General features: G+C 35.2%; 1 protein-coding gene (running past one end of the window). It reads left to right on the forward strand.

Annotated elements, in window-relative coordinates:
• Window positions 1-20,518: the 5' portion of an Ig-like domain-containing protein gene (locus tag A7P54_RS10020; protein ID WP_171549466.1), read on the forward strand. The gene runs 17,597 nt beyond the window's last position; only the first 20,518 of its 38,115 coding nucleotides appear in the window; the start codon lies at window positions 1-3; the stop codon falls past the right edge of the window.

Consider the following 20,518-nt stretch of genomic DNA (forward strand, 5'->3'; position numbering starts at 1 on the left):
ATGAGTAATAAAGAGTTCAATGCAAATACACAAGAGCAAATGTGGACAGTTGAGCAACTTGAACCAAAGCTTTTACTGTCAGCAGATTTGATGCCTGGTGTGCATGAAATATCTGGACATATTGAAAAACCTGGTGAACAAAAACAATATGAATTTGTTGTCACAGAGAAAACTAAATTTTTCTTTGATGGGGTCAATGGAGAAAAATTTAATTGGTCGTTAAAAGGTAAAGAGAAAGGGTTAAATTTCTCACCAATTTCTTTAGAGGCCGATACACATAAATTTCTTGAGCTTTTACCAGATACCTATCAATTAATTGTTGATGGTGAAGATGATAAGACTGGCGATTATTCCTTTAAGATTTTTGGTGAGAGTGCTGCGCTTAACCTAAACTTGAATGAAGCTACTGACCTAAAACTTACACCATCGACTCAAGCAGTACTATATAAAGTACAGCTTGATCAGGGGGATCGTCTTTATTTTGATAGTCAAACGTCAGCCGTAACTTGGAGTATGTTTGATTCAAATGCCAAGCTAATTATTGAAAAATCAAATATATCCAAAGGGTTTGAAGCTACTCAATCAGGTGCATATTGGTTATCAGTAGAAGGAAATAATTCTAAAAATAGTGTGAATAGTTCTTTTACACTGTATTCGACCAAAGACTCAATAGATGTTTTAAAGCTAAATGAAAAGCAAAAGGTTATATTTAATAAACCATATGAGTCTAAAAAGTATACATTTGATTTGAATCAAGATCAATGGATTGCCTATGACCAACTTACCCAAGGAATTTCAGGTACAGAATGGTTGATTGAAGATAATACTGGAGCGCTCATTTTTTCGAATAAGCAAACTGAAAATGCAGAAGCAGCCCCTAAGTTTTTGAAAGCAGGAAGCTATAATTTAGTATTTAATAGTCTAGCGAATATTCAGGGTGAGATTACTTTTGAGTTGAAAGGTAGCTCAGTTTTAGAAGGGAATATAGATGAAAATAATCCTAATCTAACTGTAGGTATAGACAGCTCGAAGTTTATTAAGATAAAAAATAAGGACAATGATAGCTTAGCCTTGATATTTGATAATTTAATTGAAAATATTGAATTAAAAAGAGAAGAAGTAATCTCAAGGGAGGTGTTTTTTTCAAACACTGGGGTACAGTATTATAAAGTATATCTAACGAAAGATGATGTTGTTAATATTGAGAAAAAAAGTAATTTATCCTTGTTAAGAATGTTTGATGAAAATGGTATTGAATTAGCTAAATCAAATGAAAATAGTCTTCAGTATTTTGCAGAAAGATCTGGATATTACTATTTGGGTGTAAGCTATTCTGAAAATAATAATTATTTATACCTTGATGAGTCTGAAAATTTAAAAGATAAAAAAGACAATATTATTTTTTCATATACACCATATTTAAACAAGATTAAAGAAATTGGTGATGTAGGTGGGTCGATAGCAACTGCAAAAGAAATAAAACTTCAAGCCTATAATAGTTTAAAAGTGGAAGTTGGAAATAACAGTACAAGTTATGCAGATGTTGATTTCTTTAAAATAGAAGTAAATGTAGGTGATCAAATTAGTATTTCGACACCAAATGGACCTGCTATAGATGGTTATCTAAAGATATTCGATAAAAATGGAAATTTATTAAAATTAACAGATGATTCTCCTTTAACATATACTTTTAATATGAAAGGAGAATATTACTTAGCGTTTAGTGCGTTTGGTAGACAAAATTATGACCCATTAATAGAAAATAGTGCTGGGACAGGAGGAGGCACAGGAACTATAGAAGTATATATTGATCTTAAAAAATTAACGCCTTTACCAAAAGTATATTTAGTCGACAATCAAGGTAATTTGATATTAGAGGAAAATGTCGCTCAGTCAGGATTTATAAAACAGAAAATAAATAAAGAACAAGAATATTTTCTTTGGTTAAGTACACCAGAAACTAAAAAAAATACGCTTTCATATAGTGTTGGACTTACTAAAACAGTGAAGCAAGAAATTGATGTTTTAGGAACAGTTGAGCAAGAATACAATTTTAACAGTATCTTACAAACATATGATATCAATTTGAATGTCAAAAAAGCGGGTACATATTTTATAAAAGCAGGTGTGAATTCTGGAGATTTTTCTTGGACGCTTAAGGGTCTAGGAATTGAAACGATAGAATCTAATATTAATGAAGCAGGAAATGTAGGTGCTTTAAAACCAATCTATTTGGCAGAAGGTATATATCAACTCACGGTTGAAAATTATGGTGCTATTGGTAAATTTAATTTAGATTTCATTTCAACAGATACAATCTTAAATCTAGATTCGGGCTCGGAAATATTAATAAATGAACTAGAACCAAATGAAGCGGTTCTCTATAAGATCGAATCAAAATATTTAGATGAGTATCTATTTAATGTAGATAAAAATAATTCGAATCTAAAAATTTCTATTTGGGATCAATATGGGGGAGTTGTTGTCAGCGATGTAAGTAATGATCTAAGTGTATATCAGGATTACAAGCAAAGTAGTCTTTATATATCAATAGTAAATAATAGTATAAGCGATACACTTCATGATATAAAATTTAAATATGTAAGAACAGAACATAATCAACCAGCTGTTGTTGTTAAACCAATTTATTTAAATCAAGGGATCTTAGAGGCTGCTGAGCAACTTCCACGAGATATCAAATATAGCTTTAATGCTGAACATGATGGTCTAGTTACTTTTGAATTTATTCACAACATTTATGAAACAGTAAGAATAGTTGGACCAGAAGGCGAAATTTTTTCTGGATTTTCTGGTGATGCTGACAAAATACAAGCTAAATGGCTTGTTTCAGGTCAATACTTTATAGAATTTAATAATAAGCTTCAAAATACACCATTTAATTTTAAAATTAATGATATAAGTCAATATCCAATTTTAGATCAAAATGTATTAAAAAGTCTAAGTTTAAATATGGATAATTTTTTTCAAGTTTATCATTTTAATATGAGTGATGTTTATGATTATTCATTGAAGTTTGATGGTGGTGCTCAGGATTTTAATTTTAAAATATTAAGTTTAGATGGGATTGAAATTGTTCGTGGTGGTGGGGAGATAAATAAAGTTAATCTTTTTGGAAAAGAGTTGATTGATGATTATCTTTTAATAATTGAATCTAAAAACGAAGTGGATTTTAATTTAAATTTTATTTTAAATTCAAGTAAGAAAACATTGAATCTAAGTGAGGATAATAGTTTTAATTACAACTTTGATCATTCTTATCAATATAAAGAAGTTGAAGTGGTTGTCGATGAGGCCGGTTTATATTTCTTTAATGCCTCGATTTTTAATGGTGGACATTGGACGCTTGTTGATAGTAATGGTGGCAACGAGTTTGTGCCTAATCCTTCTATGCCAAGCCGTTTGTCTGAATTGGAAGGGAGCGCATTTAATGAAACTAGATCATTTTATTTGGCGAAAGGGATTTATAGATTAATTCTTAACGGATCATCTAATAGTGATGCAAGAATTAAAATTGAAATAAAACAGAAAAAAGAAATTTTAGAAATTGGTGGGTCTAATGGTGAGCTAATTATACCTAGTATCAAAGCCAATGGGAGTGAATGGTTTAAAGTTTCAGGAAATCTTTATAAAGACTTTCTTTTTAAGTTAAAACAAGAAACACCTGATTTGAATTTGACCCTCTTTGGTGAAGATGGAGATTTGATAAATAGTGGGTTAAATCCGAATGAAATATTTAATTTAGATTCGGATTTTAATTATGTTTATATGGTTGTTAATAATGGTGCTACAGAAGAGAAGTCAAATTTAGTTTTTCAAACAAAAAATAAAAATAGAACTGTAAATTTGAATGAGGACTTGCAGTTTGAATATGATCATGTTTTAGAGAAATCTAATTTTGTATTTCAAGTGGTTGAATCTGGTTGGGTTACTTTTAAATTTGATTCGAGTGATTTTGAGGGTTTTAGTCTAAGTAAAGGATCTAGCTCTATATTTGATGGTAATGCTGAATACTTTAATCATAATGATGGATTTGGTTTAAAAACATTATGGTTGGAGCAAGGAGCTTATGCTCTTAAATTTAATAAACCTGAACCTGGATTGTTAAATAAAATTGAATTTGAAGGTGGAGTAAATTGGTTTAAATTTTCTATTATTACCAATGAAAATATTGAAAAAATAGAATTAAATAGTAATGTTGTGCTTGATTTTTCAAATACAGATGCATATAAAATTTATACATTTAGTGTTGATGATTTTAAGGATTATAACTTAAGCCTAATAGAGGGGGGGGATATTCAATATACATTGTATACAAGCAATGGAATTCAAGTGTTTGATGGTCAGCTCGGTCTTGGTGAAAAAATAGAGAATATTGCTGAATTCAATCGGTATTATGATTATAAAAACTATGTTTTAGTCCTTTGGGGAGAACAACAAAAAAATTCTATTCTCCTTGAGGAAGTTGATAGTTCTTTACCAGAAATTCCTGTGCTTTCTTCGACTTCAGTTGGAGAATCAGAACTGGTTATTTCAGGGATGAGCAGTAATACTGAAAAATTCCAAAAAATATCCTTAAATGTTGAACAGGATGGAATGTATTTTATTACCAATCTTAAGGATGACGGAAGATTATATTGGGGAATATTAGGTGCATCTTTTATTTCAAATAATGATTTAGTGAACCAAGTTTACCTCAAAAAAGGGATATATAATCTTATTATTGTAAATCCGGAATTTCTTGATATCGAGTATGAGTTTAAGATATTACCAGTTTTAAAAATTACAAATGAAATTAATAAGCAAGAAGAAACTGTTATTGATTCATTGGCTGCTGGTGAAACAATATTCTATAAGCTTATACTAGATCAAACAGATGAATTGTTTTTTAGAAATTTGAGTCAATATAATGACTTAAAAGTAAGTTTGTGGATGGAAGATGGTTCATTTATTGATTACTTTGGTGATTCTGTAAATATTTTTGAAATTTATGGAGATGCTAAAAAACAAAAAACGATTATATATTTAACAATTACAAATATTTCAACTGAAAGTATCACAAATTTTAACTTTATTGTTGAAGATAAAACCAAGAAAATCAGTCTAAATGTTGATAATGTTTTTAATATACATGATAGTCAACAATTTTTTACTTTTAAGTTTAATGTCGAAAATTCTGGTTGGTATGGCCTGAATTACAATGGTTTAAATAATTATGCTGCTAATATTTATCAAGTTGTAAATGGAAGTTGGTTGCCTGTAAGCCGCTCTTTATATACTGATATGGATTTTTATAAATTAGAAAGTGGTAATTATGTTATTCAGTTTTATTACAATTATGTGCCAAATTTTGCTATGGAAAGTAGTCCGACTGATTTAGGAGGTGGCCGTAATTTAACAGTTAATATTTCGGATGTTGAAGCGCCGAAAAAAATATCTATAGAAAACCAAAATATAGCAGTAAGCGAACATACACAAGTTTATGAGTTTCTTGTTGATCCAGATTTTAATTATTTTATTGATATTCCAGAGCTAAATGGTAGCGAAGTTAGTAATTTTACTTTTAAATTATTCGATGAATATGGTAGAGAGCTTGTCTATGAAAATTACTATGCTATGTGGAGGCTTCCATTAAATGAATTTGGTAAAAATTATTGGCTAGTTATTGAAAATAATAATCAGACAGAAATTTTATTCAATATTGTGAAGCAACCAAAGCAGATTCATTTGTCAGTCAATGCAAATGAAAATACTGCTTATGAACTTGATTTGTTAAATGATTATCAAGGGCAAAATATTATTTTAAATATAGAAAAGTCAGGAACGTATTTCTTTGAATTGCCAATCGATGAAAATTTGCAATGGGAATTAATCGGTCTTGGCCAAAAAAATGGTTTAGCAAATAGAGAGTCTGTACTTTCACGTAGTGAGGAATTTAACAGCAATAATGCTGTGCTAGCTTTCCATTTATCAGTTGGAACCTATAAACTCGTATTAAGACCATCACAAGCGATGCATGTTGCATTTAATATTATTCCGGCAGCACAAGCTGTGAATGTATTAACCAATACGCATACTGTCATTGACCAATTAGCTGCTGGTGAGGTTAGGTTATTCCGTGTATATCAGGACTACTTTGCAGTTTATACTGAAAGTTATAATCAATTCTGGTTAAGCTTAATTTCTGAGAATCTTGGTCTTGAGTTTAATTTCTGGACGCAAAATGGTGAACGACTTTTCCTAGATTATGTTAATGAAAACGAAATTATTAAATTATTAAATACTCAGCCTTACTATTATATTTCAGTAAAAAATAATGGCCTTGTAGTTCAAGAGAATATTGAATTTATTGTCACCAAAGAAGAACATGTTGCTGAAGTCGAAACGATTCATTTAGACCAATTTGTTTCAATTGCTGGGAATGCGCTAAGTGACCAGTTAACATATGAATTTTTAACTACAGAAGATGGTTTTATCCGTTTTGATTTCAAACAGTTGGCTTATCAATATATAAAAATAACAGGTTCGGATGGTTTTATTTTTGAGGGTAGTCCTAGAACACTAAATAGTTTAACAGGGCAGTCTTTAGAAGCATTCTGGTTGAGAGCAGGCCAGTATAAGCTTGAGTTCAAAAATAAAATATTTGGAAAAAATTTAGAGTTTGTCGTTCAAAATCAGTCAAAGCTTGCCAGTATTATCGCTGATGAAACTGCCCTTGTAACTTTAGCGGCTAAAGGGGGGTATCAATTCTTTAACTTAACGTTAAACAATCAGAATGATACTGAATATTGGTTACATCATGTCATTACTAGTGGAGAAAATTTATCCGCTTTACGATACACACTCTATAGTCAGGATGGAAAGAAACTTTCAAATGGTACTCTTTCGACGCTGTATCAAGCTTTAACTACACAGGGTCCAAATAGCCAATATATTTTATTGATTGAAAATTCTAGTAACTCTCAAATTGAATATCAACTTAATTTACTCAAGAAGCAAAACCCGCAACCACTAGTAATTGAGCTTAATAAAACTGTAAATGATCAGTTTTTGGGACTTGAGCAGCAGAAAAGCTATACTTTTACAATCAATGAGATGACTACACTGAAGTTGGAGCAGCTCTCATTAAATAGTTCAAGTAATAATTATAAGCTAGTAAATAGTAAGGGCTTAGAAGTTATTCTTAATAATAATAATTACCTTCTCATTGCAGATACATACTATTTAACTGTAGTAAATGATAGTCAACCAAATGATCGTGCCAACCCATTTAGCTTTAAGACGGTTGCCGTGAACAAATCGATTGACTTGAATTTAAATATATTGACACAGATTTCATATAATCAAGGAGTACCAGATAAGTTTTTGAAAATTTATTTGAGTGAAGATCGACTTTATGATTTGAGTAGAAATAATTATCAGCATGGGGGATTTGTTATATATGATTTACAAGGTAATTATATAAAAACAATTGAGCCAAGTTATTATAATTATGGTGTTGGTTTTGAAGTTAACCAAACAGGTAATTATTTGATTCGACCTACTTCTTATTCAGATTATAGTGGAAGTATAAGTTTTACTTTGATAGATAAAGCTAAATATTTAAATCTTGCTGAAAGTGATTTTGTTGGTGGGATTTTAAATACTTATAATAGTCAGCAAAAGTATAAGATAAAAATTAAAAATCAATCTGTGTACAAAGTTAATGGGAATAATTCGAATATTGTTTTTTCAATTAAGAAAAAAGATGGGGCTGGGAATGTTTATGAAACTCCATTAAATGGAGGAGGCTATTTTTCTTTAGAGTCTGGTGAATATGAAATTACACTCTCTAATACTTCATCAAGTGCCAGTGGGTACTATCTACAGTTTTTAGATTTACTAAAGCCAAATAACAATGAACTTCAACTGAATCAAAAAATTACAGTGAATTCAGCGAATGGTCAAAAAGCAAATATACAAAATTTGGATGGACAAGCAGGTGAAACTTGGCTCATTGATTTAAGAAATACTGGCTCAAATTACCATGATGTTCTTTGGGAGTTATATGACCCATCTGGAAAAAGAGTTATTTCCTCTTCTCAATCTGGTAGTCAAGATAATTCGATTAAATATAATTTAATACAATCAGGTCAATATACTTTGTTGATTTGGGGGTATTCATACAATTCGGCTAGAGCAACGTCCATCTTAGTCACTAAACCTATTGAAGTTAAACAAACGCTTAAGATTGGTGATCAGGTTTCTAGTCAAATTGCCAAAGCAGGTGATGTGCATACATACACACTGAAATTGGATAAAGCGACTGCTTTTATTGTAGATGCTGTATTAGGAAATACTAATTTTAGTATTATTCGTGAAGATGGGACAGTAATTGATACAAATAACTATTCTATACAATATTTAACGGCAGGGAATTATCGTTTTGTATTTAGTGGTTATCTGACTGATACACCTACTTATTCATTTAAGTTAGTTGACTATATTGCAAAGTCATCAGTCGTGAATCATGTTGAAAATATTAGCTCTGAATTAAAAGCTGGTGAGAATTTGGCCTTCATTGAATTGAATACAGAGCCAAGCCAAAAATATAGTTTAGATTTTACTACCAGTACAGGACTTTGGTATCAGGTTGTAGATGCGTATGGGCGGATTTTAATCTCAGGCAATGATTATAATAACAGTAATACATTTATTGCGACGGACGATAAAGCTTATTTGATCGTTAGAAGATCAACTACAGGCACCGTGAATTCATTCAACGTACAAGTTATACCTGTGTTAAATGCTGTATCTGTATTACCATTGGGTCAAACGGCAAATGTATCTATGTCAAAACTTGCTGATCAGGCTGAATATACTTTCAGTATGGCAAGCGAGGGGTGGTTGGTTCTAGAGAACATTGCTTCTAGCGACACTCGTATTACACTGACTTTACGGAATCAAAATAATAGTCAAATTTTTAGTCATAACAACTTAACATTTGCGAATGGGCTTGCCAGAATTTATCTTGCAGCTGGACATTATACACTCAGTGTAAACTCCAATAGTGATCAGGCAGCTACATTACAATTTGATGCTCGTATTGATCAAACAGGTGCATATGGCAATGTAGGCCAAACACTCAATACTGCTCAAGAATTGTTCCTGAAAAATGGTCAAACTGAAATAAACCTGCTCCAATCTGCGACCAATCAGCCTTATTTCTACAGATTTATACTAAATCAGGGAGATAGCTTTAATGCCATACTTTCTGAGGCTCAAGCAGGACAAATCCGTCTGCTAGATTCATCAGGAAACGAAGTAGTTAAAGGAGCAGCAGGTTCCATACAGCATAATGCAACTTTAACAGGTATTTATTATCTTGAACTTAAAAATAGCACCGCTGGTACACAGCATATTACACTGAACCGCAGCAAAGGAAATCTGACTGAAAGCACGGATGTTGGCAATACGTTTGCTACAGCTAAAGAGTTGAGTTTTAAAACGGATACGCAGTTTAAAATTACGACTACTATTGGCGATGGTACTAATGCCACTAAAGACGTTGACTTATATCAAATTATGTTGGTTGCTGGAGAATATTTGAATATCTCCTCATACACCAATAGTAACTTTCTAACACGAATTTTTGATTCTGCTGGTAATGCAGTTTATTCTACTTCGTATGGTGGAGATGGTTATTATTATACAGCGATTACAACAGGTGTTTATTATATTGGATTAAGTGGTAATCTAAATAATAGCTATAACCCGTTAACGGGTGAGAATGTTAAGGATGCCTATACAGGAAATAATACTGTTGTTTTAAGCCGTCAGTCAGGATTGATTCGTCCAATCACACAATTCTCTGAAGAAATTAATATACCAGAAAGTATGACTTCTACAGAAAATTGGTCTGGAATTATCAATACAGGTTCATCTCAGGAATTTTATTTTGAAGTAAAGTCTGATGGTTTATATTATTTAGATCGTATCCAGTCGACTTATAATTCTTCTTATAATTACAGCGTTTCTGTTTTGGATGCGCAATCAAGAGTTGTTGGGACTGGTTTTAACGTTGCTTATTATTTAAAAGCTGGTGTATATAAATACATCGTTAATAATGCATCGTATGCAGAAAATTTCCAATTTAAATGGATGAACTTGTCTGCTCAGGCGACAGTGATTCAGCAAGGTCAATCTGTAACTTTAAACTATTCAAAAAATGCAATTGCCAATCGTGTATACAAGTTTTATGCAGAAACTGGTCAAACCATACAGTTCAATAGTCTAGGACAAGTATCAGGCACTATTCCTCTTTATAGGATTGTAAATGAATTTGGTCAAGCTGTTACTGAAAATAATTTGAGTTCATCACAAGACGGTTCATTGATTAGTCTGAAACATAGTGGATATTATTATATTGTTTTTGATGATACATCGAATGGATATAATTCAGAATATAATCAATACTCTGGTTCAGCTTCTTTTCAAGTGGATAGTGTCGATTTAATAAATATTCCTCAACTACATTTAAATGATAAAAAATCTGGAATTTTAAATGCAGCCAGTCAAGAAGTTATCTATGATCTAAAAATAGATAAAAAATCGACAATACTCTTTGATCTCTTAACTGCGACAGATTCAAACCTTTTATTTACGATTATTGATCGTTCGGGGAATACAGTTTTTTCTGATTATTCAAATAATCTGATCAATAGCAGATTATTATCATTAAATGCAGGTACTTATAGGGTTAAAGTTCAAACTGCTTCATTTAGTCAGCAGGTCTATGGTTTTAAACTTTTAGATTTAACTCAGGCACAGCAACTCAGCAGTGGACAAATTGTTGAAGACCGTCTTAAACCTGAAGGGGAGCTATCTGCATATCAGATTACAGCAAATGCTGGAGATCGCATATTTATCGATTTTGATGAGTTAGTTGCACAAAGTTATAACTATTACAATGGACAATGGAAACAAAACTATACCACCCAATTGATTGTGATAGATCCATATGGTCGTCAGCAAGTCATTTCAAGAAATGATATCAATAATCTGGGCTCAGAGTTTGTTGTCACAGTTTCAGGTGTGTATACGATTCTATTTGATGAACTCAATCGTGATGATATTGAACTACCATTCCGTATGGCAGTATATGTTCATGCACCTTCTAATCCAGTCGTCATTGATTTAGAAAACAATGCTTCGCGAGTTGATCTATCAATAAACGAGCTAAAAGTACGTAGTACAGATGGCGATACGATCAAATCAGGCAGTCAGTTGGAGATAAGCTGGACTGCAACAAATATCGGAAACAGTAATTCTTTTGGAGATTTTACTGATCGAGTTTTGATAAAAAATAAAAGTACAGGGGAAATTATCGCTGAGAGCTTAGTTTCATATTCTGAACAAAGTTCTGGTGCCCTTTTAATTAATCAATCTATTCATCGTACTGTACTTATTAAGTTACCAGAGGGCCGCCTTGGTGTTGGTGATTTTGAAGTTATTGTTGAAGCTGACTTCTATAATCAACAAAAGGAAACATCTGAATCGCGGAAAAACAATCAAGCTGTCATATCGTTTAGTAGTGAGTTTAGAAATTATCCTAATTTATCGGTAGATCACATCACATTGACACCAGCACATAATTGGCAGTCTGGTGATTCCGTTACATTAAATTGGGATGTTAAAAACTCTGGCCTGGCTCCTGCATCTGGTTCATGGATAGAAAGAGTTGAAATAATTAATATTACGACAGGGTCGATTGTTGTAGCCCAAGATATTTTAATGTCTGCGCAAAGTTTAGCTCAGAATAGTGAAATCAAACGTCAATTCAATTTTGTTTGGCCATCGGATATTTATGCGATTGGACAGTTTTTGATAAAAGTTAAAGTCGACGCTTTAAATTCGATTCCTGAATTCAGTCAAGACGGTTCATTAGAGAATGATAACGAAGCTCGGATTGAGGTGATTGCTGGACCAGATTTAGTGGTTAAAAATTTACAATTTTTGCAATCAAAAATTCAGGCTGGAGATCTTGTCACCGTAGTATGGCAAGATGTTAACCAAGGAAGTGTGGCAACGCCTACAAATTATCAAGATCGACTGACTGTCCGTGCAAAAAATCCAGATGGTAGTGCTGGTAAAGTTGTATTCAATTTTGCCGTTGCATTTAATGGGCAGGATGCTTTGCCAATCATGGCTGGTGAAGTACGTAATCGTAGTTTCAGCTTCACGATGCCTGAAGGTGTAGATGGTATTGGCCAATTTATTATTGAAGTTACTGCAGATAGTAATATTGCTGGGCAGGGTATTGTCTACGAAGTCAATTCTGTAGGTAATGCTGAAGCGAATAATAGCTTAGCCGCAACATTTAGTTCTACAGCGCAAACCTATGCAGATATTAGAGTCTCTCAAGTTATTGTTCCAACAAATGTGGGTGCAGGAAATACAGCTAAAATTCAATGGACTGTAACAAACAGTGGTGATGAAGTCGCTGAAGGTCAATGGGTTGATCGTATTATTTTAAGCCGGGATGCGATTATTGGGAATGCCGATGATATTATTTTAGCAAACTATAATCGCGTCAAAAATCTAGCGGTTGGCGAAAGCTATCAACAGGACATCTCGCTTACAATTCCACCTCGTCTGCAAGGCAGTTACTATATTGCTGTAGTGACTGATGTTAATCAAAACATTAAAGAGCCAGATACCAGAGCAAATAATCAGGTCATTTCTGCTCAGTTTAATATCATAAAAACATATGCTGATCTGAGTCCTGAAATTGTTCAACTCCCGACAGTATTAGGTCGTAATGAATTAGGTCGTGTGAGTTGGAAAGTTTCCAATAATGGTAATTTGACAACAGACATTAATCGTTGGGTCGACACAGTTTATATGTCAACCAAGCCAACATTGGACTCAAGTGCAACGGTATTAGGTTCTGTTACGCGTACGGGTGCTTTGACGGTTGGAGAGTCTTATCAGGCCTATCTTGATTTTTCATTAAATGGAAGCCTTGGACAGTATTATTTGTTTGTTAAAACAGATAGTTATGGTGCTGCTTATGAGCCGGAGCACACGCAAAATAATATTGTTGTTTCTCAGCCGATTGTTTTAGAAGGGGAAAAATTACCCGATCTTCAAATTTCTGATCTTCTGGTTCAATCGCAATGGCAATCAGGTAACCAAGTAAAGCTCACATATACCTTAAATAATACGGGAACAGCAGATTTTACCGGTTTAGTCTATGACCGTGTTCGATTGATTAATAGCAATAACCCTAGCCAGATATATAATTTATCAATCTCTCCTACCTCTTTTAATCGTGATATTGCAAAAGGGGAAAAATTTGTTCAGGAAGTGTGGGTTAACGTACCAAATATTGCCTTAGGACAATGGAAGCTAGAGGTGACTTCTGATGTTCATAATTACGTGCGTGAGTTAGATGCGGTTAGCCATACAGCAAATACTGTAATTGAAATGGTGAGCCCTGATCTTGTTGTTGGTAATTTGAAAACGACGGGAGTTCTACAAGGTGGTCAGAATATTGATATCTCATGGACAACCTACAATCAAGGGAGTGCAAAAGCTGCTCAGGTGAAGGATATTGTTTACCTATCACTTGATGATGCAATTGATGGTAGTGACATTAAAATTGGTGAAGTACTCCATACCGAAATCGGCAGCTCATCATCTATTTCATCTGTACTGAATTATAAAACTCCACAGAACTTATCTGGGCATTGGCGTCTTATTATTGTTACTGATGCAAGTAATAAAAATGCTGAATATAATGCAGAAGATAATAATCAATATTCACAAAGCCTTGAAATTGCGAAGGCGGAATATGCGGATTTAGTTGTTAAAAATATCAGTGTACCAACTCAAACAATTGCTGATCCTGCAACCTTAAAAGTGGAATGGACTGTATCAAATATCGGCACTGGCGTTGGGCTCAATACAACGTGGACAGATACGGTGATTTATTCTAGCGATGATATCCTAGGTAATTCAGATGATATTGTTTTAGCTAAAGTTATCCATGATGGAGCACTTGAAAAAGATGCAAGTTATACTTCATCTGTTCAATATCGATTTGGTCCAAACTTTACTAAACATGGTTATATCTTTGTTCAGACAGATAGCTTAAAACAGGTTTGGGAAAATGATTTAGAGGCGAACAATACCGCAAAATCCGATCATATCGTTGACGTAATGCCAAAGGCTTACGCTGATTTACAGGTTGATAGTTTATCAATTGACAATACTCAGCAATTAATCAGTGGTTCAACAACCACGGTAAAATGGTCTGTTTCCAATCAAGGGATTGGCATTACAGATAAGGATACTTGGGTTGACCGTATTTGGTTAAGCAGTCAGGCTGATGGCAAAGGGCAACTCTGGGAGCTGGGTTCAATTCAACATTTGGGCTACTTAGCTGCGAACCAAAGTTATGAACATTCTTTGGCAATTACCCTGCCAAATGGACTGTCTGGTACTTACTATATAAATATGAGTACAAATACAGGGAATAGTGTATTTGAGTTTATATATGGTGAGAATAATCAGAAGTTAGGCTTAACGACCCAAGTCCAACTGGCAGAATATCCTGATCTGATTGTAGAAAATATTACACTTCCAGAAACTGCATATGAGGGGACGGAAGTTGAGTTTAGTTGGAGTGTCCGTAACCAATCGGGTAAAAATGCGACAGGCAGCTGGATTGATAGTGTTCGGTTAATTTCTTTAGATGGTAGTAAATCTCCAATCTATTTAGGAAATTATAGTTATATACAAGGCTTAGAAATCGGCAAAACCTATACTCGAACAGAAAAAGTAGGACTACCTTCGCGTTTAGAGGGGGCATGGCGTTTAGAGGTTGTGACCAATGCTGATTTAGGTAAAAACACGAACAGTCAAATTTATGAACATGCAGCTGCACGTTTAAATAATCGTTTAATTTCTGATGATATTTTACGTGTGGATTTAAATCCTCGTCCAGATCTACGAGTTACGAAGATAGAGGCACCAGAAAAAATCATTGCTGGTGGCAAAGGCAGTGTCAAATTTACGGTTAGCAATATGGGACCATTGGTCACCAGTAGTCAATGGAAGGACTCTGTTTACTTATCTCTTGATGGTAAGTTGAGTTCTGATGATATGTTGATTGGGCGTTATGATAGCGGATCAGCATTAGCCCCAACTCAAAGCTACACCACCATTACAGATGAATTTACCGTACCATTACGTTATCGCGGTGATGTTTATATTATCGTCGTATCTGATTCTGGCAACAGCATCGATGAATATCCGAATGAAAATAATAATATTCGGGTACAAAAGCTCTATGTCGAGCCGACACCTTTTGCCGATATTGTGACCAGCGATGTGATTGCACCAGACCAAGCGAGTCATGGTAGTAAAATTACGGTTGATTATAAGGTAAGCAATAAAGGTTCTGCCAAGACGCAGGGTGATCAAAGTAGTATCAATAGCTGGATCGATAGCGTTTGGTTGACGGTTGATAAGCGCCAACCAGATCCTTCTAAAGGGGATAAAAAATTAGGTGATATCCGTCATACCGGGTTACTTGAGGTTGGAGAAGACTATTTAGGGCAAATAACGGTCACAATACCTGAAGGGACGTATTCCGGTAAGTATTATATTACGGTCTGGAGTGATACCTATGATGCTATTTTAGAAGATACGCTTGCAACCAATATTAATTTGGATGATCCAACACAGGTTGATAATAACAACTATAAAGCAAGAGCAATTGATATTTTAGGTTTCTCACCACCAGACTTTACTGTGGTTGATATTCAAGCGCCAGTTCAGGCTGTTGCTGGGGGAAGTTATCAATTTAGCTATACAGTGAAGAACCGTGCCGATGAGTTTGAAGGCACTTGGACCGATGAAGTTTGGTTAGCTGATAATGCAGATCTCTCTAAAGCCACTATTCGTTGGAAACTCGGTGTTTTTAATCAAACTAGAAAGTTAGGTTACAACGAAACCTATACTGTAGAGCAGGTCATTCCTTTATTGGCTCCATCAGTGACAGGTTTACAGTTAGTTGTTCAAACCAATAGTAAGCAACTGAAAGATATAAATGACAAGGTCAAACTAGAGAAAGTTCAAGAAAACAATACTGCTGCGGTGGCTTCACGTGTGACGGCCTTAGCATCTGATTTAGTTGCGACACAAGTTATTGTTGATCCACAAGTATTTTCTGGTGAGACGGTCAATGTTTCTTGGACTGTCGAAAATAAAGGGGCAGATGTTTGGACAGGTACACGCTCATGGATGGATTATATTGTTATTAGTGCATATCCAGAATATCGTCCAGAGTATTCGACACTGATTGGTTCTGTGGAACATTCCAATGCACAAGGATTAAAATCAGGGGCAAGCTACACCACGACAGGCCAATTCAGCATTCCTGCTGGCTATGATGGACAATACTATATTTATGTGTTCAGTGATGCAGCTTTAAGTCTTGGTGGTAAGCCATTTATTCCTTTGGATGCCCTCAATGGCGGAGATAATCAATATGTTTTGGAAGCTTACCAAAAAGCCGTATTTGAAAATAACCTAATACAAAATAATGTTATTTCGACCTCATTTAATGTGGTGTATCGAGAGCCTGATTTAGTTATTCAAGATGTCCAAATTTCCAACTCCAATCCGAATTCAGGTGAAACGGTTACGGTGACGTGGACTGTTAAAAATACGGGGACACGCGATACACGAGTGAAGAGTTGGTATGATGGGGTTTATTTATCTATTGACAATACCCTGGATGCCTCTGACTATCCGGTTATAGATCGTGGTGAATATACCGAAATAGCAGGTAAAGTGAGGTTGGTGGCTTTAGACGATGTTCTGAAAGTTGGGGAAACCTATACCAGATCAGCAACATTTACCGTCCCTGCTGCAATTGGTGGCCATTTTAATTTAATTATTAAAACAGATACCAATTATTTCAATGCTGGTAAAACTTCAAATGATCGTACATCTAGTATCCGTAAAAATCTAGACACCATCAAAAAACCAAATGGGTTAGATCAAGGAACTGTTTTAGAATTTAAAGATGAAGGTAATAACGAAAAATCGATTGCTCTAACAATCAACTTTGTTAGCCCACCAGATTTACAAGTAAGTGCTGTAACTAGCCCAACTAGTGTGATTTCAGGTCAAAAAGTCGATATCTCATATATCGTAAAAAATCTTGGTGGAAAAACGCCATCAGATCAAGGTTCGTGGACAGACTTAATTTATTTGTCTACTGACCGAGTACTTGATTTAAATAAAGATAAACTTTTAGGCTTTGTGAATCATAGTGGCGGCTTAGCGGCAAATGCTGAGTACTCGGCCTCAATTCAAGCCCAGATTTCAACTGAGATGAGCGGGACATATTATGTCTTTGTGGTGACAGATCCTGCCTATTATCGTGATGGAGCAACAGGTAGTGTTTTAGAGTTTGAAAATGATCTCAATAACACCCTTGCAGCTGAACAGCCATTACTCATTATTCAACCTGACCCTGTTGATTTACAAGTCAGCGATATTGTATTGCCAGCGCAAACGAAAACGGGTGAGAAGATTCGAGTTGAGTATATCGTTAAAAATGTCGCAGATTATCAAGCACATGGTCAGTGGTCTGATGCCGTTTATCTATCTCGAAATAATACTTGGGATAATCAGGATATTTTATTGGGGCGCTTCACTCATCAAGGTGGATTAGCAGCGCAGCAACAATATACAGGTTTCATTGAAGCGCTATTACCGACGGTTCAAGATGGCCAATGGTATATTGTTGTCCGTCCAGATATTTATAATGAAGTGTATGAGGGGAGCATTGTTTATACTGAAACAGGTTTAAATATTGCACCAGCAGAAGCAAATAATGAAGCTGCTTCAGCCTCAACATTTACGGTGACGGTACCTAAACTATTACTCAATACCAATACAGATTTGACACTCAGCAGTGGTGATCAGTATCTCTATAAACTTGATGTTAGTTTAGGTGAAACTTTACGTGTACGTTTAGATTCGAGTGCGCTTAGTGGCTCGAATGAAATATACATTCGTTATGAAGGCGTACCGAGTACGGGGCAATATGATTATGCCTATACTTTAGCCAATTCGCCTGACCAAGAATTATTGGTACCGACGACGAAAGCGGGTACTTATTATATTCTAGTGAAATCAAGCAATTCTGCTAAAAATACACCAGCAAAAATTATTGCAGAAACCCTACCTTTATCGATTACGAAAGTCACACCAGATCAAGGTGGAACAGGGACGAATGATTATCGCTGGGTCACGATGGATATTTATGGGGCGCAGTTCTCGGCTGGTGCTTTAGTTAAGCTGAGCCGTCCAGGTGTATTTGAAATAGAACCAGAGCGTTGGCAAGTACTTGATGCTACACATATCCGAGCTGTATTTGATCTTCGTCAAGTCCCGCATGGCTTGTATGATATTGTGGTGACGAATCCGAATGGTGATCGAATTGTAGAGCCATATCGTTACTTGGTAGAGCGTGCCATTGAGCCTGATGTGACCATTGGCTTAGGTGGCGCGAGTCAAATTGCCCCAGGTGAAACGGGTAATTATAGTGTTTCTCTGCAAAGTCTCACCAACGTCGATACACCATATGTTCGTTTGGATATTGGTGCGGTGGAGATGGGCTATAATGAATCATTAATTGAAGGTTTAAATCTGCCTTTCATTATTTTTGGTTCAAATGTTGGTGGTCAACCTTCGGGTGTGATCCTTGGTGATCAGGCGAATACCCAACAATATGGCACCACACCAACCGATAAAAATAAACTGAATCAAATTGCTTGGGCGAATTTAGACGGCACATTAAATACCTCAGGTATTAACCTAGCACCCGGCTATGCTTTTGATGTCAATGCTTCAGGGTTCACTGGCTTTACTTTCAATATCAAAACCTATCCGGGTCTGAAAGAATGGATCAATATGGATTTTGAAGGGTTGCGTGAACAACTCTATATGATCCATCCTGATTGGAAAACACAAGGTTTGCTGAACAATGGGGTCTATGATCTCAATAAAATTGCAGCTGGTTTAGCGACTCGCTTCTTGGATCCAGAAGAGCGTTTAACCAAAAATGAGCTTTTAGCCCTAGATTTCCGCTTTAATATTGCCGCTGCTGCCACACCAATTACACGTGCTGAATTTATTCAGGATCAAATCAAACATGCATTAAAAATGCGTAATGCGATTTTAAAAGACACGTCTGCCAATGTGAGTCTGAAAGCATTGGCTGCGGATGAAACACAATGGGTGCAAGGTTGGCTTGCCGCCTTAGAAGAAGGGGGATTATTACGTCCTGAAAATCAGGCACCCGCAATTCGAGAGAGCGTTCAGGTTCTTAGCCTCACCGCAAACTTAGCAACAGGTATTCTGTTGGCCAAAGCGGGCGAAAATTATCAAACCAAAGCAAGTGTCTTGTCATTCTTTGAGCAAATGCAAAAATGGTATGGTGATACCTCGAAATGGGCGGGGGATCCTGCGGCGCTTAAAGCTCAAATTGAGTATTATGAAACACGTACAAGTGAAGATGGTGGTTTTGTATTAAGTCCAGTACCTAAGAATATTAAGCCTGAAGATCTGATTTTAAATAGTGAAAATAATAAACACTTCATTAATTTTAATATTTTTGCAGGTGGTAAATCACAACTGGAATATTTACGCCATTTAGGGTTGTTGGATGAAGACTTTAACCCTATTGGGGCGCAGGCACTTGCCTTAACGCAATATCTTCAGCAAATGGCGGCTGTAAATACGGATGCTGTACATGTACAAGGCCCAACCGTGATGCCGCATACCGATGGTAAAAGCTATGTTCCGAGTGAAACTGCATTACCATTCAAGATCAGCTTCCAGAATACAGCTGAACAATCATTGCATCAAATTCGTTTAGTGACAGCAATTGATGAGCAACTGGACCCATATACACTTCGTTTAACGGATATGAAGATTGGGGATATCAATATTCATGTTCCAGAAAATCGGAGCAGTTTTAGCAGTGATTTTGATTTCACTGGCAGTCTTGGTTTTATCTTGCGTGTGAGTGCAGGTATTGATGCAGAAAATCGCGTTGTTACTTGGTTGATTCAAGCCATTGATCCAAATACAGGCGAGCTTTCAACTCAAAACTTACACCGTTTATTAAAATTGGATGGAAATAGTAAAGGTTTTGTTGGGTATACCATTCAATCGATTGAAACCGCGAAGTCGAATGAAGAGATTGAGACAAAGGCGCGCATTTACCTCAATAATACCCCGCCAGTGGATAGCCAAACCGCATTATATGTTTTAGATAATCAACGCCCAGTAACAACGCTACAAGTTGTTTCACAGCAAAGTACAGATGCAAGCCAAGTTCATTACCAAGTACAGTGGTCTGCGCAAGACGATAGCAGTGGCATCAAACATGTCACCCTTTATATTGCTGAAAATGGTGGTGATTTCAAAATCT

Origin of the sequence: Acinetobacter sp. Ac_3412 (genome assembly GCF_013072675.1) — a bacterium.
Taxonomy (GTDB): Bacteria; Pseudomonadota; Gammaproteobacteria; order Pseudomonadales; family Moraxellaceae; genus Acinetobacter; species Acinetobacter higginsii.